The sequence below is a fragment of the Phycicoccus sp. DTK01 genome (genome assembly GCF_017312765.1).
Taxonomy (GTDB): domain Bacteria; phylum Actinomycetota; class Actinomycetes; order Actinomycetales; family Dermatophilaceae; genus Phycicoccus; species Phycicoccus jejuensis.
Genome location: NZ_BOPU01000002.1, coordinates 407,295 through 430,321, shown reverse-complemented (window position 1 = coordinate 430,321; position 23,027 = coordinate 407,295). Strand labels below are relative to the sequence as shown.

25 protein-coding genes are annotated in these 23,027 nt (G+C 74.1%); 8 read left to right on the top strand and 17 right to left on the bottom strand.

The window, feature by feature from the left end; all coding sequences use genetic code 11:
• The first annotated feature begins 10 nt into the window (after window positions 1-10).
• Window positions 11-583, top strand: coding sequence for a helix-turn-helix transcriptional regulator (locus J3473_RS05800; RefSeq protein WP_051750001.1), 573 nt, complete (start codon window positions 11-13; stop codon window positions 581-583).
• A gap of 4 nt (window positions 584-587) precedes the next feature.
• Here the strand turns inward: J3473_RS05800 and J3473_RS05795 are convergent, their stop codons facing one another.
• Window positions 588-1,193 (bottom strand): LemA family protein, encoded by a 606-nt coding sequence (locus tag J3473_RS05795; RefSeq protein ID WP_051749999.1) that lies wholly within the window; start codon window positions 1,191-1,193, stop codon window positions 588-590.
• Between the two features lie 121 nt (window positions 1,194-1,314).
• Here J3473_RS05795 and J3473_RS05790 point away from each other — a divergent pair, with 121 nt between their 5' ends.
• Both J3473_RS05790 and J3473_RS05785 read left to right on the top strand, forming a co-directional pair.
• The gene (locus tag J3473_RS05790) at window positions 1,315-1,746 is read left to right on the top strand and encodes a universal stress protein (protein ID WP_207022298.1); all 432 of its coding nucleotides are present in this window, start codon (window positions 1,315-1,317) and stop codon (window positions 1,744-1,746) included.
• Window positions 1,746-3,197: a sodium:alanine symporter family protein gene (locus J3473_RS05785; protein WP_207022297.1), complete on the top strand. Its 1,452-nt coding sequence runs from the start codon at window positions 1,746-1,748 to the stop codon at window positions 3,195-3,197. The genes J3473_RS05790 and J3473_RS05785 overlap by 1 nt, the downstream gene beginning before the upstream one ends.
• Window positions 3,198-3,261: 64 nt before the next feature.
• Here the strand turns inward: J3473_RS05785 and pyrE are convergent, their stop codons facing one another.
• The 5 genes from pyrE to J3473_RS05760 all read right to left on the bottom strand — a co-directional run bounded on the left by pyrE (window position 3,262) and on the right by J3473_RS05760 (window position 6,604).
• Window positions 3,262-3,816: an orotate phosphoribosyltransferase gene (pyrE, locus tag J3473_RS05780; RefSeq protein ID WP_207022296.1), complete on the bottom strand. Its 555-nt coding sequence runs from the start codon at window positions 3,814-3,816 to the stop codon at window positions 3,262-3,264.
• Window positions 3,817-3,846: 30 nt separating this feature from the next.
• Window positions 3,847-4,329, bottom strand: coding sequence for a hypothetical protein (locus tag J3473_RS05775; protein ID WP_030526404.1), 483 nt, complete (start codon window positions 4,327-4,329; stop codon window positions 3,847-3,849).
• A 108-nt stretch (window positions 4,330-4,437) separates the two neighbouring features.
• Entirely contained in the window at window positions 4,438-4,875 is a 438-nt protein-coding gene (locus J3473_RS05770; RefSeq protein ID WP_030526403.1) for a hypothetical protein, read from the bottom strand.
• Between the two features lie 86 nt (window positions 4,876-4,961).
• Window positions 4,962-5,738, bottom strand: coding sequence for an SDR family oxidoreductase (locus J3473_RS05765; protein ID WP_207022295.1), 777 nt, complete (start codon window positions 5,736-5,738; stop codon window positions 4,962-4,964).
• Window positions 5,735-6,604, bottom strand: a complete 870-nt coding sequence (locus J3473_RS05760; protein ID WP_207022294.1) for an alpha/beta fold hydrolase — start codon at window positions 6,602-6,604, stop codon at window positions 5,735-5,737. The genes J3473_RS05765 and J3473_RS05760 overlap by 4 nt, the downstream gene beginning before the upstream one ends.
• 65 nt (window positions 6,605-6,669) lie before the next feature.
• Between J3473_RS05760 and J3473_RS05755 the strand changes: the two genes are divergently transcribed.
• Both J3473_RS05755 and J3473_RS05750 read left to right on the top strand, forming a co-directional pair.
• On the top strand, window positions 6,670-7,449 hold the full coding sequence (locus tag J3473_RS05755; protein ID WP_207022293.1) for an exodeoxyribonuclease III: 780 nt from the start codon (window positions 6,670-6,672) through the stop codon (window positions 7,447-7,449).
• 58 nt (window positions 7,450-7,507) lie between these two features.
• Window positions 7,508-7,924 carry a hypothetical protein gene (locus J3473_RS05750; RefSeq protein ID WP_051749997.1) on the top strand — a complete coding sequence of 139 codons (417 nt, stop codon included), beginning with the start codon at window positions 7,508-7,510 and terminating at the stop codon, window positions 7,922-7,924.
• Window positions 7,925-8,042: 118 nt separating this feature from the next.
• On the opposite strand, the gene J3473_RS05745 is transcribed toward J3473_RS05750, so the two are convergent.
• The 6 genes from J3473_RS05745 to J3473_RS05720 all read right to left on the bottom strand — a co-directional run bounded on the left by J3473_RS05745 (window position 8,043) and on the right by J3473_RS05720 (window position 14,879).
• Complete coding sequence (locus tag J3473_RS05745; protein WP_207022292.1) at window positions 8,043-8,846, bottom strand: DNA-formamidopyrimidine glycosylase family protein; 804 nt, start codon at window positions 8,844-8,846, stop codon at window positions 8,043-8,045.
• A gap of 66 nt (window positions 8,847-8,912) precedes the next feature.
• Window positions 8,913-9,422, bottom strand: coding sequence for a DinB family protein (locus J3473_RS05740; RefSeq protein ID WP_207022291.1), 510 nt, complete (start codon window positions 9,420-9,422; stop codon window positions 8,913-8,915).
• Window positions 9,423-9,432: 10 nt separating this feature from the next.
• Window positions 9,433-11,106 carry an MFS transporter gene (locus tag J3473_RS05735; RefSeq protein WP_207022290.1) on the bottom strand — a complete coding sequence of 558 codons (1,674 nt, stop codon included), beginning with the start codon at window positions 11,104-11,106 and terminating at the stop codon, window positions 9,433-9,435.
• Window positions 11,087-11,779, bottom strand: coding sequence for an LppX_LprAFG lipoprotein (locus tag J3473_RS05730; RefSeq protein ID WP_207022289.1), 693 nt, complete (start codon window positions 11,777-11,779; stop codon window positions 11,087-11,089). Before J3473_RS05730 ends, J3473_RS05735 begins: the two co-directional genes overlap by 20 nt.
• Window positions 11,780-11,923: 144 nt before the next feature.
• Complete coding sequence (locus J3473_RS05725) at window positions 11,924-14,494, bottom strand: ATP-dependent Clp protease ATP-binding subunit (RefSeq protein ID WP_207022288.1); 2,571 nt, start codon at window positions 14,492-14,494, stop codon at window positions 11,924-11,926.
• A 118-nt stretch (window positions 14,495-14,612) separates the two neighbouring features.
• The gene (locus J3473_RS05720) at window positions 14,613-14,879 is read right to left on the bottom strand and encodes a ribonuclease E inhibitor RraB (RefSeq protein ID WP_207022287.1); all 267 of its coding nucleotides are present in this window, start codon (window positions 14,877-14,879) and stop codon (window positions 14,613-14,615) included.
• Window positions 14,880-14,957: 78 nt separating this feature from the next.
• Here J3473_RS05720 and J3473_RS05715 point away from each other — a divergent pair, with 78 nt between their 5' ends.
• Window positions 14,958-15,767 (top strand): TspO/MBR family protein, encoded by an 810-nt coding sequence (locus J3473_RS05715; RefSeq protein WP_207022286.1) that lies wholly within the window; start codon window positions 14,958-14,960, stop codon window positions 15,765-15,767.
• A gap of 181 nt (window positions 15,768-15,948) precedes the next feature.
• Complete coding sequence (locus tag J3473_RS05710) at window positions 15,949-16,962, top strand: hypothetical protein (RefSeq protein WP_207022285.1); 1,014 nt, start codon at window positions 15,949-15,951, stop codon at window positions 16,960-16,962.
• Window positions 16,963-17,060: 98 nt separating this feature from the next.
• Here J3473_RS05710 and J3473_RS05705 read toward each other — a convergent pair whose 3' ends face one another.
• The 5 genes from J3473_RS05705 to J3473_RS05685 all read right to left on the bottom strand — a co-directional run bounded on the left by J3473_RS05705 (window position 17,061) and on the right by J3473_RS05685 (window position 22,645).
• Entirely contained in the window at window positions 17,061-17,522 is a 462-nt protein-coding gene (locus tag J3473_RS05705; protein ID WP_030526390.1) for a heat shock protein transcriptional repressor HspR, read from the bottom strand.
• 14 nt (window positions 17,523-17,536) lie between these two features.
• Window positions 17,537-18,574 carry a DnaJ C-terminal domain-containing protein gene (locus J3473_RS05700; RefSeq protein ID WP_207022284.1) on the bottom strand — a complete coding sequence of 346 codons (1,038 nt, stop codon included), beginning with the start codon at window positions 18,572-18,574 and terminating at the stop codon, window positions 17,537-17,539.
• 22 nt (window positions 18,575-18,596) lie between these two features.
• Window positions 18,597-19,214 (bottom strand): nucleotide exchange factor GrpE, encoded by a 618-nt coding sequence (gene grpE / locus J3473_RS05695; protein ID WP_030526388.1) that lies wholly within the window; start codon window positions 19,212-19,214, stop codon window positions 18,597-18,599.
• Window positions 19,211-21,100, bottom strand: a complete 1,890-nt coding sequence (gene dnaK / locus J3473_RS05690) for a molecular chaperone DnaK (protein WP_207022283.1) — start codon at window positions 21,098-21,100, stop codon at window positions 19,211-19,213. Before dnaK ends, grpE begins: the two co-directional genes overlap by 4 nt.
• Window positions 21,101-21,493: 393 nt before the next feature.
• Complete coding sequence (locus J3473_RS05685; RefSeq protein WP_207022282.1) at window positions 21,494-22,645, bottom strand: DUF3892 domain-containing protein; 1,152 nt, start codon at window positions 22,643-22,645, stop codon at window positions 21,494-21,496.
• Window positions 22,646-22,768: 123 nt separating this feature from the next.
• Here J3473_RS05685 and J3473_RS05680 point away from each other — a divergent pair, with 123 nt between their 5' ends.
• Window positions 22,769-23,011, top strand: a complete 243-nt coding sequence (locus J3473_RS05680; protein WP_030526385.1) for a DUF3072 domain-containing protein — start codon at window positions 22,769-22,771, stop codon at window positions 23,009-23,011.
• The last annotated feature ends 16 nt before the right edge of the window (window positions 23,012-23,027 follow it).

Genomic DNA, 23,027 nt, shown 5'->3' with positions numbered 1-23,027 from the left:
CCATCGGCCCATGCCCGCGCCCGACCGCTCCGAGCTGCGGATCACCGACCCCCGCGCGCTGCGGGCGCTCGCCCACCCGGCCCGGCAGCGCGTCATCACCGAGCTCTTCTCCGGCGAGGTCCTCACCGCGACCGAGGCGGGCCGGCTGTGCGGCCTCACGCCCTCGGCGATGAGCTACCACCTCCGCGCCCTGCAGAAGTGGGGCATCGTCGAGCGGGGCGAGAGCGGGGACGGCCGCGAACGCCCGTGGCGCGCGACCGCGGACGGGATCTCGATCACCCCGGAGGCCCATCGCGGAGCGGGCGCGGCGACGAGCCGGCTGTCCATCCACACGTGGTTCAGCGACCTCGAGGGCGACCTCGAGCGGCTCGCCGACGCCGTCGGCGACGGCGAGGAGCACGGGATGACGTCACGGGGCCGGGTCTGGCTGACCGACGCCGAGGAGCGCGAGATGCGCGAGCGCATCATCGACGTCGTGCGCGAGTACCGGGGCCGGACCCGCCGCGACCACCCCGAGGGCGCGCGTCCGTGGAACGTCTACGCGCTCGTCCTGCCCGCCGAGGAGCCCGGCCCCGGCACGTGACCCGTCAGGGCGTGGGGGAGCCGGCAGACGGCGGCGGGATGGGGGTGTCGCGCTGGCCGAAGTCGACCTTCGGCGCCTCGCGCTGCTCGCCCACGGCCTCGAAGTACTCGGCCCGCTCGATGTGGAACAGGTTCGCGACGATGTTCGTCGGCACCGTCTCGACCTTGGTGTTGAGGTCGCGGACGGTCGCGTTGTAGTAACGGCGGGCCGACGCGATGCGGTCCTCGGTCGAGCTCAGCTCGGCCTGCAGCGCGAGGAAGTTCTGGTTCGCCTTGAGGTCGGGGTAGGCCTCGGCGACGGCGATGAGCCGGCCGAGCGCGCGCCCGAGGAGGTCCTCGCTCTCGGCCTGCTGCGCCGGCGACTGGCCGGGCGACATCGCCTGTGCCCGAGCCGACATGACGTCCTCGAGCGTGCCCCGCTCGTGCGCCGCGTACCCCTTGACGGTCTCCACGAGGTTGCCGATGAGGTCGTGCCGGCGGGTCAGCTCGACGTCGATCTGCCGCCAGGCCTCCTGGACGAGGTTGCGCAGCTTGATGAGCCCGTTGTAGGCCGCGACCGCCCACAAGACGAGGGCCAGCACGATGACGACGACGACGATGGTGGCGATCACGAGGGTTCCTCCGGGGACGGGGTCGGGGCGATCCTACGGGCCGCCGGGTGTGGCGCGGGTCACACCCGAGCCGCTAGGGTCGAACGGGACCGTACCGATCGCCCTGAGACCGGGAGGCCCCATGGAAACCGTCGTCGTCGGTGTCGACAACAGCGACGCGTCCACCCGAGCGGTGGAGTTCGCCATCGAGAGAGCCCGCCACAACGACTGGAAGGTCGTGCTCGTCCACGTCGTGCCGTGGAGCCCCTACTCCTTCCAGACCGCGAGCGAGAACGAGCACCGGCACCGCGAGAAGGAGCGCGAGCTCGCGGCCGCGACCGAGCAGGTGCTCGTCCCGATGGCCCGCATCGCCGAGGACGGCGGCGTCCCGCACACCGAGGTCGTCCGCCACGGCAAGCCGTCCGACACCATCACCGACGTCGCCCGCGAGACCGGCGCCGTCCACGTCATCGTCGGTCGCACCGGCGACGGCGGCCTGCGCGAGGCCGTCTTCGGCTCGGTCGCGAGCCGGCTCGTCCAGCACGCCCATCTCCCCGTCACGGTGGTGCCCTGATGAATCCCGTCGACCTCTTCACCCGCTTCTCCGACTGGCTGACCGGCCTCGTCTTCTACTCCGTCGACGTCGGCGGCGCGACGCTGCCGCTCATCGTCGTCTGGCTCGTCGTCGCCGGCGCGTTCTTCACCGTCTGGCTCGGCTTCATGCAGGTCCGTGGCCCGAAGCTCTCCATCGACCTCGTCCGGGGTCGCTACTCCGACCCCGACGACGCCGGCGAGGTGACGCACTTCCAGGCCCTCGCCACCGCCGTCTCCGGCACCGTCGGGCTCGGCAACATCGCCGGTGTCGCCATCGCCATCTCCCTCGGCGGACCCGGCGCGACGTTCTGGATGATCCTCGCCGGCCTGCTCGGGATGGCGACGAAGATGGCCGAGTGCATGATGGGCGTGCGGTACCGCCGAGAGCACGCCGACGGCTCCGTCTCCGGAGGCCCGATGTACTACCTGCGCGACGGCCTCGCCGCGCGCGGGATGGGCGGCCTCGGCAAGGTCCTCGCGGTCCTGTTCGCGCTGTTCATGATCGGCGGCGCCGTCGGCGGCGGCAACATGTTCCAGTCCAACCAGGCGACCGCGCAGATCATCGCCGTCACCGGCGGTGAGGACTCCTACATCGCCGACGTGCCGTGGGTCGTCGGCCTGGTCTTCGCGGGCCTCGCCGGCGCCGTCATCATCGGCGGCATCAAGAGCATCGCCCGGGTGACCGAGAAGATCGTCCCCTTCATGGCCGGCCTCTACATCGTGGCCTGCCTCGTCGTCCTCGTCTGGAACATCGGCGCCGTCCCCGAGGCGTTCGGCTCGATCCTCACCGGGGCCTTCTCGCCCGAGGGCGTCGCCGGCGGCGCCGTCGGCGCGCTCATCGTCGGGTTCCAGCGGGCGGCCTTCTCCAACGAGGCCGGGCTCGGCTCGGCGTCGGTGGCGCACTCGGCGGTCAAGACCAAGGAGCCCGCCACCGAGGGCTTCGTCGCGATGCTCGAGCCGTTCATCGACACGGTCGTCATCTGCACGATGACCGCCCTGACGATCGTCATCACCGGGGCCTACACCAACCCGGACGCCTCCGAGCTCGGCGGTGTCGCGCTCACCTCGGACGCCTTTGCGACCGTGCTGCCGTGGTTCCCCAACGTGCTCGCTCTCGCGGTCGTGCTCTTCGCGTTCTCGACGATGATCAGCTGGTCGTACTACGGGATGAAGGCCACCGGCTACCTCTTCGGCGACAACGTCGTCGCCGAGAACACCTTCAAGGTCGTCTTCCTCGTCTTCACCGTCGTCGGGTCGGCGGCCGCCCTCGGGCCGGTCATCAACTTCTCCGACTCGGCGATCTTCCTCATGTCCCTGCCGAACCTCGTCGGGCTCTACCTCATGGCACCGGAGATCCGCGGCGTCATCCGGAGCTACTTCGACCGGGTCCAGAAGGGCGAGGTGACGCAGGTCCCGCAGCCGACCCGCTGAGCCACGGGTCCTCCGGGCCCGGCGCCCGCCCTGCTCGCAGGGCGGGCGCCGGGTCGGTGGGCGGTCAGGCGAGGCCGAGGTCCTCGAGGCCGTAGACGTGGCGGTACTCCAGCCCCGCGGCGGCGAACTTCTCGGCGGCGCCGGTGGAGCGGTCGGCGATCGTCGCGACGGCGACGACCGTCCCGCCGGCCTCCTGGACGGCCCGCGCGGCGTCGAGCGGGGAGGCGCCGGTCGTCGAGGTGTCCTCGACGACGACGACGCGCCGGCCCTCGACCGACGGACCCTCGATGCGCTGCTGGAGGCCGTGGGCCTTGCCGGCCTTGCGGACGACGAAGGCGTCGAGCCGGCCGCCCGCCGCGGCGCTCGCGTGGAGCATCGAGGTGGCGACCGGGTCGGCACCGAGGGTCAGGCCGCCGACGGCGTCGAAGTCGAGGTCGGCGACGAGGTCGAGCATCACCCGCCCGACGAGCGGGCTCGCCTCGCCGTCGAGGGTGACCCGGCGCAGGTCGACGTAGTAGTCGGCCTCCTTGCCGGAGGAGAGGGTGACCCGCCCGTGCACGATGGCGCGGTCGCGGATGATCTCGAGGAGGCGGGCCCGGTCGGCGGCGATGTCGGTCACGGGCACCACGGTAGGGGGTCGGTCGAGGGCTCAGCGTCGCCGGCGCGGCAGCGGGGTCGGCAGCCAGGTCGAGCCGAGGTCGACCGGCGTCACGGCGCTGCCCCACTCGCCGGACCACCCGACGCCGCCACGGACGAGCGGCTCGTCGGCGGGGCCGGCCGGGTCGGCGCCGTCCCAGATCTCCTCGCCGACGCGGAGCGTCCGCCCGGTCGGGCTCGTGACGACCGCGCGGGCCAGCAGACGGAGCAGGTCGGGGCGCATCCCGTCGAGCAGGACCCGGGGCCGGTGCCGCTCGCCGTGGACGAGGAGGCGGGCCAGGGTCGGGACGTCGTCCGGGCGGACGCGGGTCCCGGTGAGGCAGAGGCGCTGCACCTCGAGGAGCAGGGCCTGCCGGGCGGCCGCGCCGAGCCGGGTCAGCGCGTGCCGGTGCGCCGTCTCCTGCCAGTCGGCCGGGGCGGTGCGGAGGAGGTGGCGGTACTCGCGGAGCACCGCGGGCTCGACGGCCGGGCGCACCTCGCGATGCTACGTCGCGGCCGCGGCGTCGGGAAGACCCCGGCGCCGCGGCCGCCCCCGGTACCGCACGGGCCGGTCGCGGAGGGGGTGGGCCGGCCCGTGCGGAGCTCATCCGGCGCGCTCGAGCAGCCGCTCCGCCGCCGCGCCGAGGACGTCCTGCATCTCGGGGTCGTGGTCGTACTGCTCGGCGAGGGCGGCGGCCGCGAGCGCGGCGCCGGTGAAGAGCTGCCCCTCGTCCCAGTCGTGGCGCGGCTTCGGCTTCGGCCACTTCTTCGGCCAGCCGGTGCCGCACCAGTCGTCGATCTCGTCGAGCAGCGCCCGGCCCCCGCCGTCGCGCCCGCCGACGATGATGATCGAGGTCCAGAGCAGCGACTCGAGCATCCGCGCCCCGATGGCCGCCTCGCGCGGCGGGAGTGGCTGCGGGTTCAGCTCGACCTCGTCGAACCGACCCACGACGCTCCACGCGGGACCGTGCGGGACGATGGCGTCCCAGGCCTGCGGGGGGATGCGCACGACGTGCGCGAGGGCCTTCCAGCTGACGGCCATGGTGGCCTCCTTCCGTTCCCGCCGGTGCGGGTCACCGGGGAGGAGGCACGAGGTGCCGACCCTGATACCGGGTCGGCGCGGGTGGCTCAGCGACGCCCGCGCAGCCGCTCGACGAGCCGCGTGCCGGCGCCGCGCACGAGCGGGCGCGGCGCCATCCGCACGGCGAGCGACAGCGCCTTCCACTGCGGGCCCGGCACCGAGACGACGCGACCGGCCGCGGCGTCGGCCAACCCCTGGCGGGCGACCTCGTCGGCGTCGAGCCACAGCCCCCGCGGCACCCCGGGCAGCGACATGCGGGCGCGCTCGTGGAACTCGCTGCGGGTCAGCCCCGGGCAGACCACGGTGACCGTCACCCCCGTCCCCGCGAGCTGGCCGGCGAGCGCCTCGGACAGCACCGTGACGTACGACTTCGCGGCCGAGTACGGGCCGCTCGTCGTGAAGGACGCGACCGAGCTGACGTTGACGATGCGCCCGCTCCCCCGCGCGCGCATCGCCCGTCCGGCGGCGTGGCAGGTCAGCAGGACGGCCCGGACCATCACGTCGAGCGCGGCCTCCTCGCGGCGGATCTCGTTGTCCAGGAACGGGTGCTGCTGCCCCAGGCCGGCGTTGTTGACGAGCACCTCGACCGGGCGGTCCTCGTCGGCGAGGCGGCGGCAGACCTCCTGCGTCTGCGCCCGGTCCGCGAGGTCGGCGACGAGCACCTCGGTGGCGACGCCGTACCGCTCGCGCAGCTCGGCGGCCAGGCGCTCGAGGCGGGCGCGGTCGCGGGCGACGAGGACGACGTCGAGGCCGTCGTGGGCGAGCCGCTCGGCGAAGGCGCGGCCGATGCCGGCCGAGGCACCGGTGACGAGGGCGGTGCTCATGCCGCCGCCCCCTCGCCGGCCTCACCGAGGAAGGCGACGAGCGCGTCGAGCACCTCGGTGGGCGACTCCTCGGCGCAGAAGTGGCCGCCCGGGACGGCGTGCCCCTGCACGTCGTCGGCGTACCCCCGCCAGACGTCGAGGACGTCGTAGGTGCGCGCCACGAAACCCGATGCGCCCCAGAGGACGAGCAGCGGGCAGGCGAGGCGCTGCCCGCGGCTCGCGCGGTCGTCGTCGAGGTCCGGGCCGAGCGCGGCGCGGTAGTCCTCGCAGCTCGCGTGGACCGCCTCCGGGGTGGCGAAGCAGCGGATGTAGTCGCGCACGACGTCCTCGTCGAAGACGAACCCCGGCGCCGACCAGCGGCGCAGCTTCTCGCGGAGGTAGAGCTCCGGGTCGGCACCGACGAGCCGCTCGGGCAGGCCGTCCGGCTGGGCGAGGAGGAACCAGTGGTAGTAGCCGGTCGCGAAGGCGGCGTCCGCGTGCTCGACCATGTGCAGCGTCGGGGCGATGTCGAGGACGGCGAGCCGCGCGACGCGCTCCGGGTGGTCGAGCGCGAGCCGGTGGCCGACGCGCGCGCCGCGGTCGTGGCCGACGACCGCGAACCGGTCGTGGCCGAGCTCGTCCATCACCCGCACGACGTCGGCGGCCATCGTCCGCTTGGCGTACCGGCGGTGCCCGGGGTCGCCCGCCGGCTTGTCGCTGTCGCCGTAGCCGCGCAGGTCGGGGGCGACCACCTCGTGGCCGGCGGCGACGAGCCCCGGCACGACGCGATCCCACATCCGGTGGGTCTGCGGGTAGCCGTGGAGGAGGACGACGGGCGGCCCCTCCCCGCGGCGGGTGACGTGCAGCGTGGGCTCGGCGGCGTCCATCGCCCCAGCCTGCACCGCCGGCACGGCCCACGAGCGCCGTCGGTGCGCCTCGTTAGGGTGGCCGCGTGCGCATCGCCACCTGGAACGTCAACTCCATCCGCTCCCGCATCGACCGTGTCGAGGCCTGGCTGCAGCGGGCCGACGTCGACGTCCTCGCGATGCAGGAGACCAAGGCCAGGGACGAGCAGTTCCCGTACGAGCGGCTGCGCGCGCTCGGCTACGAGGTCGCGCACCACGGCCTCAACCAGTGGAACGGGGTCGCGGTGCTCTCGCGGGTCGGGCTCGACGACGTGCAGGTCGGCTTCGACGGCGACCCCGGGTGGGGCGAGCCGCTCGCGCCGGAGGCCCGGGCCATCGGCGCGACGTGCGGCGGCGTGCGCGTCTGGTCGGTCTACGTCCCCAACGGCCGCGCCCTCGACGACCCGCACATGGACTACAAGCTGACCTGGCTGCGCGGGCTGCGCGACCGCGCGGTCGAGTGGGCCGCCGACGGCACGCCCGTCGCCCTGTGCGGCGACTGGAACATCGCGCCGCAGGACGAGGACGTCTGGTCGATGGAGTACTACCTCGACAAGTCGCACGTCAGCCCGCCGGAGCGCGCCGCGTTCGCGGCCTTCCTCGACGCCGGCTTCGTCGACGTCGTCCGGCCGCACACCCCCGGGGCGTACACGTACTGGGACTACCAGCGCCTCGCCTTCCCCAAGAAGCGCGGGATGCGCATCGACTTCGTCCTCGGCTCGCCGTCGTTCGCCGCGCGCGTCGCGGGGGCCGCCATCGACCGCGAGGAGCGCAAGGGCACCGGCGCGAGCGACCACGCGCCGGTCGTCGTCCAGCTCGACGCCTGAGCGCCCGTCCCGCGGGAGGGGCGTGACGGGCGTCGGTGCCCGGGGTTACGGTGCGGTGATGACCCGCCCGCCCCACGAGAACGTCGCGACGGTCCTCGTCGACCCGGCGGTCCTCGGCGCGCTCGAGGTCGCCCTCATGCACCTCGACCTGCGCGTCTGGCCGATGGCGACCGCGCCCGTGCCGGGCGACGGCCCCCGGCGAGCGTTCCAGTACCGGCGCCGGGTCCTCATGGCGCGGCGCGGCGCCTGGGACGACGCCGAGGGCTGGGTGCCGGTGTGGGTGTCCTTCGGGGCGTCGTGGCGCTCCGGCGCCGACCCGCTGCCGTGGGCCGCGCACGCCGCGCTCTGGGACGAGCTCGCGCGCTGGGGCGACCGGGTCCGGTACCGCAAGTGGCTGACCGGCGTGGCGCCGCTGCCCGTGCCCGTCGGCGTCGACGGCGCCGGCACGAGCCCGGGCACCCGCCGCCGCGCCTGACCGGTGCGTGCCCCGCCGCGCGCGCCGCACCCCGCATCCCGCCCAGTCGCGCGCTACACCGCAGTACGTGTCGCTGGAGCGTCACGTACTGCGGTGTAGCCCGCGACCGACGAGGGGGTCAGTGCTGCTCGCGGGGGCAGAACCACGTCGTGCGCCCGCCGACGGTCGCCCGGGCCATCTCGCTGCCGCAGCGCGGGCAGTGCCCCGACGACCCGCGGTGCGCGACGACCTCGAGGGTGTGGACGCCGCCCTGCCGCACGGCGGTCCGGACGGCTGCGCGCAGGCTGCGTCGCAGGGCGTCGAGGTCGTCGGTCCCGAGCGTGTCGACGGTGCGGCGCGGGTCGACCCCGGCCTGCCAGAGCACCTCGTCGGCGAGGAGGTTGCCGACGCCGGCGACCACCGACTGGTCGAGCAGGCGGGCCTTGACGGGCGCCCGCCCCCGGCCGACGCGCTCGCGGAACTCCTCGCGCCCGATCTCGGCGGCGTCCGGGCCAAGGGCGTCGACGTCTGGGTCGAGCCGGACCCGGCCGAGGCGCCGTGGGTCGAGCAGCCGCAGCCGGCCGCCGCCCTCGAACGTCAGCGAGAAGCGGTACCACTCCTCCTTCGGGGTGCGGGCCGAGCGCCGCGGCGGCACGTAGTCGCCGCCGACGTCGTCGCCGTCCGGCCCGGTGACCACGATGCGCCCGCTCATCCCGAGGTGGATGCCGAGCGTCGGCGCGTCCCCGCCGAGCTCGCACCACATCGACTTGCCCCGACGGTGGGCGGCGGTCAGCCGGTGCCCGACCAGCGCGTCCCGGATCTCGCCGGGGCGGTGCGGCCGGCACTCCCACGTGTCGGAGTCGTCGACGTCGACAATGGTGCGGTGCAGCCCTCCCCGCTCGATGACGGCGCGGGCGGACTCGACCTCGGGCAGCTCGGGCATCTGCCGATCCTCGCCGCTCGGGAGCGCCCGACCGGCTCCCAGCGCCCGATCTCCCGCGGACGTGTGTCAGGCGCGGTCGAGCATCCCCGCGGCGTAGGAGGCCTGGCCGACGTGCTGCGTCGCGTCGTTGAGCGCACTGACGAGCCGGACGGCCAGCGTGACGGGCGGGTCCCAGTCCTCGTCGACGACGCGGTCGAGCGACTCGGGGGTCACCTCGGCGAGGGCGTCGGTGACCATCGCGTGCGTCGCGTCGAAGTAGCCGCGCAGGTCATCGGCGGAGGCGCGCACCGCGAGGACGTCGGCGTAGGACATCCCGTAGCCGTGCGCGCTGGCGGGGAAGGGCAGCCCGAAGCGTTCGAACCATCCGCCGGAGGTCCACACGACGTCGCGGTCGAAGGCGTCGGCGACGTGGGTGTCGAGGACGCGGGTCAGGTGCCACACGAGCCACGCGACGGTGTTCGCACCATCGGCGGGCGGCTGGGCGAGCCGGTCCTCGGGAACGTCGTCGAGCAGGCCGTGGACGGTGTCGCGCACCCGGTCGAGGGCGTCGGTGAGCAGGTCGTTGACGGAGGCCATGCCCCCGACGCTACGCCCGGTGCGGGGTCCCGGAGGCCGAGCGGTCCGCGGTGTCCGGACGGCTCGCGCGGCGGCCCAGCGTCAGCGCGACGGCGGCCCCCGCGAGCGCGGCGAGGGCGGCGCCCCGGAACACCGAGGTGACCTGGACGACGGCCGCGGCGCGCAGCGCGTCGGCGTCGGTCGGGTCCGGGAGCGCGGCCACCGCTCCGTAGTAGCGGTGCAGCCCGATCGCCGTGAGCAGCGCGAGCCCGACGACCATCCCGACCATCCGGGCGACGACGACGAGCGAGGAGGCGGCTCCGTGCGTGTCCTCGGACGACTCGGCGAGCGCGGCGTCGTTGACGGGGGCCAGCGCCAGGCCGATGCCGAGCCCGGTCACCGCCAGCACCGGGGTGGCGGACCATCCCGAGAGCGAGGTCGCCCCCCACGTGGACATCACCCCGAGCCCGAGCGCGGTCAGCCCCAGCCCGGTTCCGGCGACGGGTCCCGCGCCGGCGCGGCGCAGCGCCCACCCGCCGGCGAGCGCACCGACGGGGACGGCGACGAGGAAGCGGACGAGGACGAAGGCCGCCTCGGTCTCGTCGCCGCTCAGGACGACCCGCGCCATGAGCGGCACGTCGACGACGACGGCGACGAGGGCGACCCCGACGAGCAGCGAGACGACGAGCGCACGGACCAGGCGCCCGCGCACCAGCCCGCGCGGGACGAGCGGCGCGACCGCCCGGCGGTGGTGGACGAGGTAGGCGAGCGCGAAGAGGGCGGCGACGGGCAGCAGCGCGTAGCCGAGCGGGCCGACGACCTCGCGCTCGGGCTGCGCGGCGGCGAAGGTGAGGACCACGCAGCCGAGCGCGCCGCCGACGAGGGCGGCGCCGAGCAGGTCGACGCGCCGGACCGCGGCCCAGCGCCCCCGCAGCCAAGCGCCCAGCGCGGCGACGAGGAGCACGAGAGCGAGCACGCCGATCGGGGTCGCGAGGCGCGAGGTCGCGTCGCCGAAGGGGACGAACGGGGCGCCCAGCGACACGCTCGTGACGATTGCGTCCGGCGCCGCGAGGGCCAACCAGCCGACACCGCCGGCGAGCACCCCGAGGACGGTGGGGAGAAGGCGGGGACGTTGCGGCACACCGCCCCCCGTGACGACGACCGCGCCGGCCAGCACCACCCCCGCCGCCGCGCCCAACCAGAAGATGGCGCGCCAGTCGGCGACCGCGAGCACCGCGGCACCGAGCACCGGCCCGAGGACGGAGCCGAGCTCCTGCACGGCCCCGACGACCCCGAGCGGGACGCCGCGACGGCCGGGCGGCCAGAGGTCGGCGACGAGCGCGAGGGTCGCGGGGACGAGCCCCCCGCCCCCGGCCCCCTGGACGACCCGCCCGGTGACGAGCACCGGCAGCTCGGTGGCCAGCGCCGTGACGACCGACCCGACGACGAAGACGCCGAGGCAGGCGAGGAGGACCCGCCGGCGGTCGACGACGTCGGCGACCCGCCCGACGAGCGGCAGCACGGCGACGTAGCCGAGGAGGAACCCGGAGACGATGGGCGTCGCGCGCTGCAGCGAGTCGATGCCGACGCCGACCCCGCGCATCATGTCGGTGAGGGCGAGGACGACGACGTAGGTGTCGGCGGCGGCGAGCGCGACGGCGACGGACGCGGCGCCGAGCAGCGCCCTAGGGGCGGTCGATGGCAACGGGGGCGCCGTACCCGGTGAGCGTCAGCGTGTACGTCGAGTCCGAACCGCCGAAGAACGGGCCGACGAGGGTCGCGGTGCGCAGCTGGTCGGCGTCGGTCAGGCCGTAGGTGACCTCGTACGTGCCGTCGCCCTCGCCGAGGTGGAAGAGGTCCTCGACCCGTTGCGCCGGAAGGGTGCCCGTGACCTGGGTGAGGACGTCGCGGCCGGCCCGCACCTGGCCGCCGGCGGTCGGCGACGTCGTCTCGGGGAGCAGGCCGGCGATGCCCTTGGACGGGTCGAAGAAGGTCGCCGGGTTGGGGGCGTTCAGCGTCGAGAGGTCGAACGGCTCGAAGTCGGGGGTGAAGAGCTTGAGCCACGTCTCGTCGCCGATCGCGATGACCTCGACGGTGGCGCCGACGCCCTTGACGGTGCCGGTGATCGTGCCCTTGAACTTCGGCTCGGTGGGGCTGACGACGCCCTGCCCGGTCGCGGCGGTCACGCCGTTCGTGCGCGCGGGGACGTCCGTGCTCTTGAGGTCGAGCGAGAGGCTGCCGGCCTGCTCGAGCGCGGCCCGGGCGGCCTCGAGGCGCTGGGTCGGGGTCTTCGCGGGCGCCTTGTCCTCGCCGGAGCACCCGGCGGGGAGCGCGACGGCCGCGGCCAGGAGGAGGGCGGGGAGCAGGCGGCGGCGCATGGCGGTCAGGGTAACCGGCGCGCGGGTGGCGCCACGTCAGGTCCGACCGGTCCGCGACACAAGGGTTCGTCCACGAGACCCCGGCTCCGAGCCGGGGTCTCGTGGACATTTCGGGGTCACCCCGAAAACATGAGGCGGATGGGGTCAGGCGAGGGTGAGGGCGTCACCGGCGGCGTCGAGGTCGACCCGCACGGTGTCGCCGTCACGGACGCGGCCCGCGAGGAGGGCGGTGGCCAGGCGGTCGCCGACCTCCTTCTGGACGAGCCGGCGCAGCGGCCGGGCCCCGAACGCCGGGTCGTACCCCGTCGCGGCGAGCCACTCCTTGGCGTCCGCCGACACCTCGAGGGTGATCCGGCGGTCGTGCAGCCGGGTCGAGAGCGCCCGCACCTGGAGGTCGACGATGTGCGCGAGCTCGTCACGCGAGAGCGGGTCGAAGACGACGACCTCGTCGAGGCGGTTGAGGAACTCCGGCTTGAACGCGCCCCGCACCGCTGCCATCACGGCGTTGCGCCGCGCCTCGGGGTCGAGCGTCGGGTCGATGAGGTACTGCGACCCGAGGTTGCTCGTCATGACGAGGATGACGTTGCGGAAGTCGACCGTCCGGCCCTGCCCGTCGGTGAGCCGGCCGTCGTCGAGCACCTGCAGGAGGATGTCGAACGTCTCCGGGTGGGCCTTCTCGACCTCGTCGAGCAGCACGACCGAGTACGGACGCCGGCGCACGGCCTCGGTCAGCTGGCCGCCCTCCTCGTACCCGACGTAGCCGGGGGGTGCGCCGACGAGCCGGGCGACGGAGTGGCGCTCCGAGTACTCGGACATGTCGAGCCGGACCATCGCCCGCTCGTCGTCGAAGAGGAAGTCCGCCAGCGACTTCGCGAGCTCGGTCTTGCCGACACCGGTCGGGCCGAGGAAGAGGAACGAGCCGGTCGGCCGGTCGGGGTCGGCGATGCCGGCCCGGCTGCGGCGCACGGCATCCGACACCGCACGCACGGCAGAGGACTGGCCGATGAGCCGCGCACCGATGATCGACTCCATCGAGAGCAGCTTCTCGGTCTCGCCCTGGAGCAGGCGCCCCGCGGGGATGCCGGTCCACGCGGCGATGACCTCGGCGATGTCGTCGGCGCCGACGCGCTCCTTGACCATGAGGTCCGCGCCCTCGAGCGCGGTCTCGGCGGCCTGCGCGGCGTCGAGCTCCTTCTCGAGCGCGGGGATCTCGCCGTAGAGGACGCGCGAGGCACCCTCGTAGTCGCCGTCGCGCTGGAGGCGCTCGGCGCGGGTGCGCAGGTCGTCCAGACGCGCCTTGAGGTCGCCGACCCGGTTGAGGCCCTCCTTCTCGGCGGCCCAGCGGGCGTTGAGCGCGTCGAGCTGCTCGGTGGCGTCGGCGAGGTCGGCCCGCAGCCGGCCGAGCCGCTCCTGCGAGGCCTCGTCGGTCTCGCGCCCGAGGTGGAGCTCCTCCATCTTCAGCCGGTCGACCTGGCGGCGCAGGACGTCGATCTCGACGGGGCTGGAGTCGATCTCCATCCGCAGCCGCGAGGCGGCCTCGTCGACGAGGTCGATCGCCTTGTCCGGCAGCTTGCGGCCGGTGATGTACCGGTCCGAGAGCGCCGCGGCGGCGACGAGCGCGCTGTCCTCGATCTCGACCTTGTGGTGCGCCTCGTAGCGCTCCTTGAGGCCGCGGAGGATGGCGACGGTGTCCTCGACGGACGGCTCGCCGACGAACACCTGCTGGAAGCGGCGCTCGAGGGCGGGGTCCTTCTCGATGTGCTCGCGGAACTCGTCGAGCGTCGTCGCGCCGACGAGGCGCAGCTCGCCGCGCGCGAGCATCGGCTTGAGCATGTTGCCGGCGTCCATCGCCGACTCCCCGCTCGCCCCGGCGCCGACGACGGTGTGCAGCTCGTCGATGAACGTGACGACCTGGCCGTCGCTGCCCTTGATCTCCTCGAGGACGGCCTTGAGTCGCTCCTCGAACTCGCCGCGGTACTTCGCGCCGGCGACCATCGCCGCGAGGTCGAGGCTGACGAGCCGCTTGTCGCGCAGCGACTCCGGGACGTCGCCGTCGACGATGCGCTGGGCGAGGCCCTCGACGACGGCGGTCTTGCCGACACCGGGCTCGCCGATGAGCACGGGGTTGTTCTTCGTGCGCCGCGAGAGCACCTGCACGACGCGGCGGATCTCCTCGTCACGACCGATGACCGGGTCGAGCTTGCCGTCGCGCGCGGCCTGCGTGAGGTCGGTGCCGTACTGCGCGAGCGCCTCCCCCGTCTCGCTCTGCGTCTCGGAGGTGACGGTGCGCCCGCCGCGCAGCTCGTCGATGGTGCGCTCGATGTCGGCCGCGCCGCGCTTCTCGACCGCCGCGAGGTGGCCGGTCTCGGCGAGGGCGAGGAGGACGAGGTCGAGGGCGAGGAAGGTGTCGCCCTTGGCCCGCATGAGGGTGTCGGCCTGCTGGAGCACGGCGACGGCCTCGCGGCCGAAGGTCGGCGGCTGCGCGGTGGCGCCGCTCGTCGTCGGGAGGGCGCGCAGCCGGGCGTCGGCCTGGCCGAGGACGTGCTGGGCGCCGGTGCCGGCGGCGGTGAGCAGCGCGTCGGCGAGGGGGGTGTCGAGGCGCACGGCGGCGCTCGTCAGGTGGTCGGGCGTGATCTCGGCGTGGCCGGCGGTCTGCGCGGCGCGCTGGGCGAGCGCGAGCGCCTCCGCGACCTTCGTCGTCGGCTTGAGCTCCATCCGGGTCGTGTCTCCTGGTCGTGCGGTGGGGTGGTGACGTCATCCGGAGCAACGCTCACCAGTTGAGTGTATTCCACTCAAGGTACTCCCGCCAGCCGTTCGCGCCCTCCCGCTCCTCTCACCCCGCCGGGTCGGGGTCGTACCAGCCGCCGCGCTCCTCGGCGAGGGCGGCGAAGCGGTCACGCAGCCCCTGGGCGACCGGCCGACTCTCGTCGATCACCATCTCCTCCTGCACGAGCACGCCCCACTCGTGGTCCTCGGCGTCGTCCTCCCCGGCCAGCGCCTCCCGGACGACACGGACGTCGTCGAACCCGTCCTCCCGCAGCCCCTCCGCCACGTCCTCGGCGGTCTCGCGGTCCGGGAAGACGATGAGGTGCTCGGTCATCCGCCGAGTATGGACGCTCCGACGCCCGTCGCGCCGCTGTCGCGGCCGGGCGCCCGAGCGCCCCGCTAGCGTCGGTGCATGAGCGCCGCGACCGTCACCTCGACCGCCCCCACCTCGGCCGACCGCCTCCGGCAGGTGGGCGTCACCCTCGCGGAGGTGTTCTGCGTCGTCGGCACCCTCGTCGGGGTCGGCGTCATCGGCACCCGTGTCGAGGAGTCCTCGGGCGGGGCGCTGGCCGCCGACGCCACGCTCGTGGCCCCGGCCGGGCCGGCGTTCTCGATCTGGACGCCGATCTACATCGGCCTCCTCGGCTACACGGTCTGGCAGTGGCTGCCGCAGCAGGCGAGCGACCGCCGCCACCGCGCCATCGGCTGGCTCGCCGCCGTCTCGATGGTCCTCAACGCCGCGTGGCTGCTCGTGACCCAGCAGGGATGGCTCTGGGCCAGCGTCGTCGTCATCGTCGCGCTCGCGCTGACGCTCGGCCTGCTCGTGCGCCGGCTGCAGGAGAACCCGTCCTACGGGCACGCCGAGACGGTGCTCGTCGACGGCACCTTCGGCCTCTACCTCGGCTGGGTCACCGTCGCCACGGTCGCCAACGTCACGACGACGCTCATCGAGAGCGGCATCGACCCCTCCGGCCTCGTCGCGGAGGTCCTCGCTGTCGTCGTCCTCGCCGTGGCCGCGGGTCTCGGGGTCCTCTTCGCGCGTCGGCTCGGTGGCCGCTGGGCCGTCGCGGTCGCGATGGCGTGGGGGCTGGGCTGGATCGCGTGGGGCCGCCTGACCGACGAGCCGCGCTCGGCGATCGTCGGGCTCGCCGCGGTCGTCGCCGCGCTCGTGGTCCTCTCCGCGGCGGCGCGTGTCCGCCGCCCCGCCCTCACCACCGCCTGACCCTCGCCTTCCCCCCTTCCTCTCCCCTCGTCCTCCCGCGAACGCGTGTGAACCCGCCGGTCTCCTCCAGCGGTTTCACCCGCGTTCGCGACGAGGACCGGCCGCCGGACGAGGTTCGACGGCTCCGCGACCCGCCGGACTCCCCCGCGCCCTCCCCGGCACGACCGGGCCACCGTGGACCATGGACACCCTGACGCAGCCCGCCCGCCCGACGACCTCCCTCACCCGCCGCTCGGCGCTGACCGCGGGCGCGGTCGGCGTCCTCGGCGCCACCGGCCTCTCCCTCGCGCCGTCCGCGGCGGCCGACGGACGCCACCACGGCGGCCGCCTCCCGGAGACCGTCCGGCTGCCGGACGGCATCCAGCCCGAGGGCATCACCTCCGGCCCCGGCACGACCTACTACGTCGGCTCGCTCAACGACGGCCGCATCGTCACGGGCGACCTGCGCCGCGGGACGAGCCGCGTCCTCCTGCCGGGCGCCACGGGCCGGCAGCTGCGCGGCCTGCGGTGGGACGCGCGCTCCGGGCTCGTCTGGGCGGTCGGCAACGTCGGCACCGAGGCGCACGTCTGGGCCGTCGACGGCCGGCGCGGCACCGTCGTCACCGACGTCGTCGTCCCGGGCGGTGGGTTCCTCAACGACCTCGACATCACCCGTGACGCGGTGTGGGTCACCGACTCCCGCGTCGACCGGCTCACCGTGATCCGGCTCGGGCGTGACGGCCGGCCCGTCCGTGGCGCGTCCCCGCGCTTCGTGCCGCTCGGCGGTGACTGGCCGGGCTACGACGGGACGAACCTCGCGGCCAACGGCATCCGCGCCCTCGACGGGTGCAGCGCCGTGCTCGACCACAGCACGGCCGGCGGTCTCTGGGTCGTCGACACCCGCACCGGCCGCGTCCGCGAGGTCGACGTGCAGGGCGGTCCGGGCATCACCGGCGGCGACGGCATCGAGCGCTCCGGCTCGACGCTCTACGTCGTGCGCGGCTCGGGCCAGGCCGAGGTGTCGGTGCTCCGGCTCGGTCGTGACCGCCGCGGATGGGTCGCGCGCTGGCGCGGCGCCCTGACCGACGAGACGCTCGACGTCCCGTCGACCGCCACGCTCGCGGGCGGCGCGCTCTGGGCGGTCAACGCGCGCTTCGGGGTCGCGTCACCGGCGACCGCCTCCTACTGGATCACGCGCCTGCCGGCCCGCCGCTGACGCCGGTCCCCCACCCGACTTGTTGCGAGCTCACCCGCTCGACACGCCGATCCACGGCGTGTCGAGCGGCGCAGCTCGCAAGAAGTCGGGGGTGAGGATCAGTGGCGCTGCGGGCCGCGCCAGACGACCAGCGCCTGGCTGCGCGCGGCGGAGCGAGGGCGCTCACCCAGCCGCGCCGCGTAGACGTCGCCCGCCGGGCTGACGGAGAAGACCCGGGTCGTGCGCCCGCTGCCGGCCTCGAGCGCCTCGACCTGCGCGCTCAGCTCGGCGACCCGGGCGCGCAGGGCATCGACCTGGTTCTCGAGCTCGAGGATGCGGGCGATGCCGGCGAGCGAGACGCCCTCGTCCTGCGAGAGCCGCTGCACCTCGCGCAGCAGGGCGACATCGCGCTGGCTGTAGCGACGCCCGCCGCCCTTGGTGCGCGAGGGCGTGACGAGACCCATCCGGTCGTACTGCCGCAGGGTCTGCGCGTGCATCCCGGCGAGCTCGGCCGCGACCGAGATGACGAACACGGGCGTGTCGTCGTCGGGGCCGAACGCGGTGACGTCGAGACGGGCCATCGGTGCACCTCCGGTCAGGTCGCGGCCTGCTGGAACAGGGTGGCGCGGGGGTCGGCGCCGGCCTCGGCGTCGCGCAGCGTCTCGACGGCGGCGCGGGCCTCGTCGGTGAGCCGCTGCGGGACGACGACCTGGACGCGGGCCAGGAGGTCGCCGGTGCCGTGGCGCCCGGCGACGCCGCGGCCCTTGACCCGGAGCACGCGGCCGCTCGGGGTGCCCGGCGCGACCTTGACGCGCACCGGGGTGCCGTCGAGCGTCGGCACGGCGACGGTCGCCCCGAGGGCGGCCTCGGCGAAGGTGACCGGCAGGTCGACGGTCAGGTGGTCGCCGTCGCGCCCGAACACCGGGTGCTTCTCGACGCTCACCGTGAGGATGAGATCGCCCTTGGCGGCGCCGGGGTCGCCCTCGCCGCCCTTGCCGCGCACGCGGATCTTCTGGCCGTCGCGCACGCCGGCGGGGATCTTCGTCGTGACCCGCGCGCCGTCGGCGGTCGTCAGCGTCACCGTCGAGCCCTCGACGGCGTCGCGGAACCCGAGCGTCGTGCGGGCGTTGACGTCCGCACCCGGCCGGGGACCGCGCGCGCCGCGGAAGCCGCTCGCGAACGGGTCGCCGCCACGGGCACCACCGGCCCCGCCGCCGAACATCTGCGACAGCAGGTCGTTGATGTCCTCGCCGCCGGGCTGGCCCTGACCGGGCCCCCCGGAGGAGAAGCGGACCCGGCTGCCGCCGGCCCCGCCGCTCCCGAAGGCGCTGAAGATGTCCTCGAACCCGGTCGCCCCGCCGGGACCGCCGGCACCGGCACGGAAGCGCGCGCCGCCGCCGGCCATCGACCGGACGGCGTCGTACTCCTGACGCTGCTTGGGGTCGGAGAGGACGGCGTGCGCCTCCCCGACGTCCTTGAAGCGCTGCTCGGCCGCGGCGTCTCCCGCGTTGCGGTCGGGGTGGTGCTGCTTCGCGAGCTTGCGGTAGGCCTTCTTGATCGCCGCCGCGTCGGCGTCCTTCGGGACGCCGAGGATGGCGTAGAAGTCCTTCTCGAACCAGTCCTGGCTGGCCATCGGCGCCTCCTTCCGGTCGCTGTCAGTCGGGGTCGGCGACCGCGACGCGGGCAGGACGCAGGACCTGCTCACCGGCACGGTAGCCGGGCTGGAGGACGGTGACGACGGTCGTCGCGCTCGCGCCGCTCGGGAGCTCGTCGTCGCCGGCCGGCCACGGGGCGTGCATGAGCGCCTCGTGCAGCTGCGGGTCGAACTCCTCGCCCTTGGCCCCGAAACGCTCGAGGCCGTAGCGCCCGAGGGTGCCCTCGAGCTTGTCGGCGATCGCCGCGAACGGCCCGACGAGGTCGCCGTGCTCGCGTGCGGCGTGGATGTCGTCGAGGACGGCGAGCATCGACTCGAGGACGTCGTGGACCGCACGCTCCTGGACGACGGCGCGGTCCCGGTCGACGCGGCGCTTGTAGTTGACGTACTCGGCCTGGAGACGCTGGAGGTCGGCGAGGCGCTCGGCCGCGAGGACCGTGTCGGGGTGGCCCTCGCCGGCGGGCGCGGCGCCCTCGGCCGGGGCCTCGGCGGGCTCGCCCGCGGGCACCCCGCCGGGGGCGGCGGCCCCGGACTGTGCCGGGGCCGCCTCCTCACCGCGCTGCGGCTCGTCGTTGACCGCCTCGGTGTTCACCGAGTCGTCCATCGAGGAGTCGGTCACTTCTTCTCCTCGTCGTCCTCGACGACCTCGGCGTCGACGACGTCGTCGTCCGAGGCGCCGGTGGTGCTGCCGTCGGTCGCCTCGGCGCCGGGCACGTCCGCCGACTCGCCCTGGTCGGCGGCCGCGGCGTAGACGGCCGCGCCCATCTCCTGGGAGACCTTGTTCAGCTGGTCGATCTTGGCCTGGATGTCCTCGGTCGAGGCACCGCTGTCGGCCTTGATGGCGTCCTTGAGCTCGGCGAGGGCCGCGTCGACGGGGGCGCGGTGCTCGTCCGAGACCTTGTCACCGGACTCCGAGAGGAACTTCTCGGTCGAGAACACGAGGGTCTCGCCCATGTTGCGGGTCTCGGTCTCGGCGCGGCGCTTCTTGTCCTCCTCGGCGTGCGCCTCGGCGTCCTTGACCATCCGCTCGATCTCCTCCTTCGACAGCGCGGAGCCGCCGGAGATGGTGATCTTCTGCTCCTTGCCGGTGCCCCGGTCCTTCGCGGAGACGTTGACGATGCCGTTGGCGTCGATGTCGAAGGTGACCTCGACCTGCGGCACGCCGCGCGGCGCGGGTGCGATGCCGGAGAGCTCGAAGGTGCCGAGCGGCTTGTTCTGCTGCGCGATCTCGCGCTCGCCCTGGAAGACCTGGATGAGCACCGACGGCTGGTTGTCCTCGGCCGTCGAGAAGACCTCGCTGCGCTTGGTCGGGATGGCGGTGTTGCGCTCGATGAGCTTGGTGAACAGGCCACCCTTGGTCTCGATGCCGAGCGAGAGCGGCGTGACGTCGATGAGGAGGACGTCCTTGCGCTCACCCTTGAGGACACCGGCCTGGAGGGACGCGCCGAGGGCGACGACCTCGTCCGGGTTGACGCCCTTGTTGGGCTCCTTGCCGCCGGTCAGCTCCTTGACGAGGGCGCTGACGGCCGGCATGCGGGTCGAGCCACCGACGAGGACGACGTGGTCGATCTCGCCGACGGAGATGCCGGCGTCCTTGATGACGTTCTGGAACGGCTGCTTCGTGCGGTCGAGCAGGTCCTTGGTCATCTGCTCGAACTGGGCGCGGGTCAGCGTCTCGTCGAGGTGGATCGGCCCGTTCTCGGACATCGAGAGGTACTGGAGCGAGATGTTCGTCGAGCTGGCCGACGAGAGCTCCTTCTTCGCCTGCTCCGCCGCGTCACGCAGACGCTGCATCGCGATCTTGTCCTTGGACAGGTCGACGCCCGAGGTGTTCTTGACGGTCGTCAGCAGGTGCCCCACGACGCGCTCGTCCCAGTCGTCACCACCGAGCTGGTTGTCACCGGAGGTCGCCTTGACCTGGATGGTCGCGAAGCCGTCGTCGGGGTCCTTGCCGACCTCGAGGAGGGACACGTCGAAGGTGCCGCCACCGAGGTCGAAGACGAGGATGAGCTCGTCCTCCTTGCCCTTGTCGAGGCCGTAGGCGAGCGCGGCCGCGGTCGGCTCGTTGACGATGCGCAGGACGTTGAGGCCCGCGATCTCGCCGGCCTCCTTCGTGGCCTGGCGCTCGTGGTCGTCGAAGTACGCCGGCACGGTGATCACGGCGTCGGTGACGGTCTCGCCGAGGTAGGACTCGGCGTCGCGCTTGAGCTTCTGGAGGATGCGCGCGCTGATCTCCTGCGCGTTGTACGTCTTGCCGTCGACGTCGTCGGAGGCCCAGTCGGTGCCCATGTGGCGCTTGACGGAGCGGATCGTCCGGTCGGCGTTGGTCACGGCCTGGCGCTTGGCGATCTCGCCGACGAGGACCTCACCGCCCTTGGAGAAGGCGACGACGGAGGGGGTGGTGCGACCGCCCTCGGCGTTCGCGATGATGGTGGGCTCGCCACCCTCGAGGACGGCGACGGCACTGTTGGTGGTGCCGAGGTCGATGCCGACTGCACGTGCCATGTGTGGTGCTCCTTGGTGTGGTGCTGGGCCGGGGCGGTACGCCCACGGACCGGGTTGAGTCGTTGTCACTCAAGTTAGACCCGCCGACCATCCTGCACAAATCGGTGGGACGAAACTTGCGTCCATCAGGCTCAACCCTCGGGTGGGCACGGATGTTCCCCCGACCAGGACCCCAGCCGAAAAGCCCGCACGTGCGGGGTTACCGCTGGCCCAGGGCCGTCCCGACCACGAAAAGCCCGCACGTGCGGGGTTGTCGCTGGCCCAGGGCCGTCCCGACCACGGAAAGCCCGCACGTGCGGGGTTACCGCTGCCCCGGGGCCGTCCCGACGACGGAAAGCCCGCACGTGCGGGGTTGTCGCTGCCCCGGGGCCGTCCCGACCAGCCAGCCAGACGTCAGGGCGCCGGGCGGGTGTGCCGGATGGCCACCGTGCACGGCGGGAGCGTCGAGAGGTTGTTCGTCGGGTCGGCGTCCGCGACCGTCGCCAGGTAGGGGAAGTAGGGGTTGTCCTCGTTCTCGGTCGTCACGACGTCGGCCTCGGCACCGGTCTCGCCGCGCACGAAGAACGTGTGCGTGCCGGCGCGCAGCAGGTCCATCACCCGGCTCTTCGACATCGCCCACGGGCTGCCGTCGGGCAGCACCCCGCCGAGGGTGCTGATGAAGGGCTTGCGCCCGGTCCGCTGGATGCCGGTCACCTGCCACCTCCCCGGCGGCAGGGTGTCCGCCACCGGGACCCAGTACTCCTCGATCGGCTGCCAGACGTGCCCGTGGAGGGCGTAGTTGTAGGCGGAGGCCTCCCGGTGGCCCGCCCCGTGGTCGTAGATCAGCTCGTCGACGGCGAGGCGGCGGTGGGTGTCGCTCGCCGCGATCTCGTCCTGGCTCCACGAGCGGACGACGATGCCCTGGAAGTCGTCCGGGTCGGAGGCCTCGACCACCGCGGCGGGGAAGCTCAGCTCGCGCACGATGGCCGCGATCGCCACGTCCTGCGCGTAGCGGTTCAGCCGGTCGACGACGCGCTTCATCCGCTGCTGCAGGTACTCGGTGGCGACGTCCTGCGCCGTGCGGCCCTCGGCGAGGCCGCGGAGGATCTTCGCCCCGACGCCGTCGAGGTCGAGGTCGGCGACGGCCTCGGTCAGCTCGGTGCGCAGGAGGTCGACGACCTTGGCGTGCGCGGCCTCGGCCCCCTCGTCGGAGGTCATGTCGTCCTCGAGGAGGATCGCGACGAGCACGAGCCGGCCCGGCACCTCGACCCGGTGCCCGGCCGCGGTGATGACGATGGGCTCGAGCGTGGTGTCGTGGTGGCCGACCGCGGCCGGCACGGTCCGGTTCTCGCCGATGCCCACCGGCCCGCCCAGGCTGCCGTGGCTGCCCGGCGACGACCAGATGCCGGGAGCCCCGTCGAGCGAGGGCGCGTCCGGCCGGTGCGTGATGGTGCGGCCGTCGAGGGTCACGACGACGGTCCACAGGTACGGCTCGCTGTCGCTCTCGTCGGCGCCGTGGTAGCAGAAGAGCTTCTCCAGGCGGAGGCGGACGGGGATGGTGGCCATGGCGTCTCCCGGGTGCGTGGGTGGTCACGCGGCAGGAGGCGACGCCGCACCCGGGTGATACACGGACCCCGTGGGTCGGTCACGGCGGGGCGACCTGTCGGACCCGGTCCGTAGCGTGCAGGGATGAGCACCCAGGACCAGAACCCCGCCCAGACCGACCCGATCCAGGACCCCCAGGACGCCACGAAGCCGCCGGAGCAGTGGGCGACCGGTGACGAGCCCGCCACCGGCCCCCAGCTGAGCTACCTCTCGACCCTCGCCCGCGAGGCCGGGCGCGAGGTGCCGGAGAACCTGACCAAGGCGCACGCCTCCGAGCTCATCGACGAGCTGCAGGGCGCCTCCCCCCGGGTCGAGCCCGAGGCCTGACGCCTGCGGCGCCCCG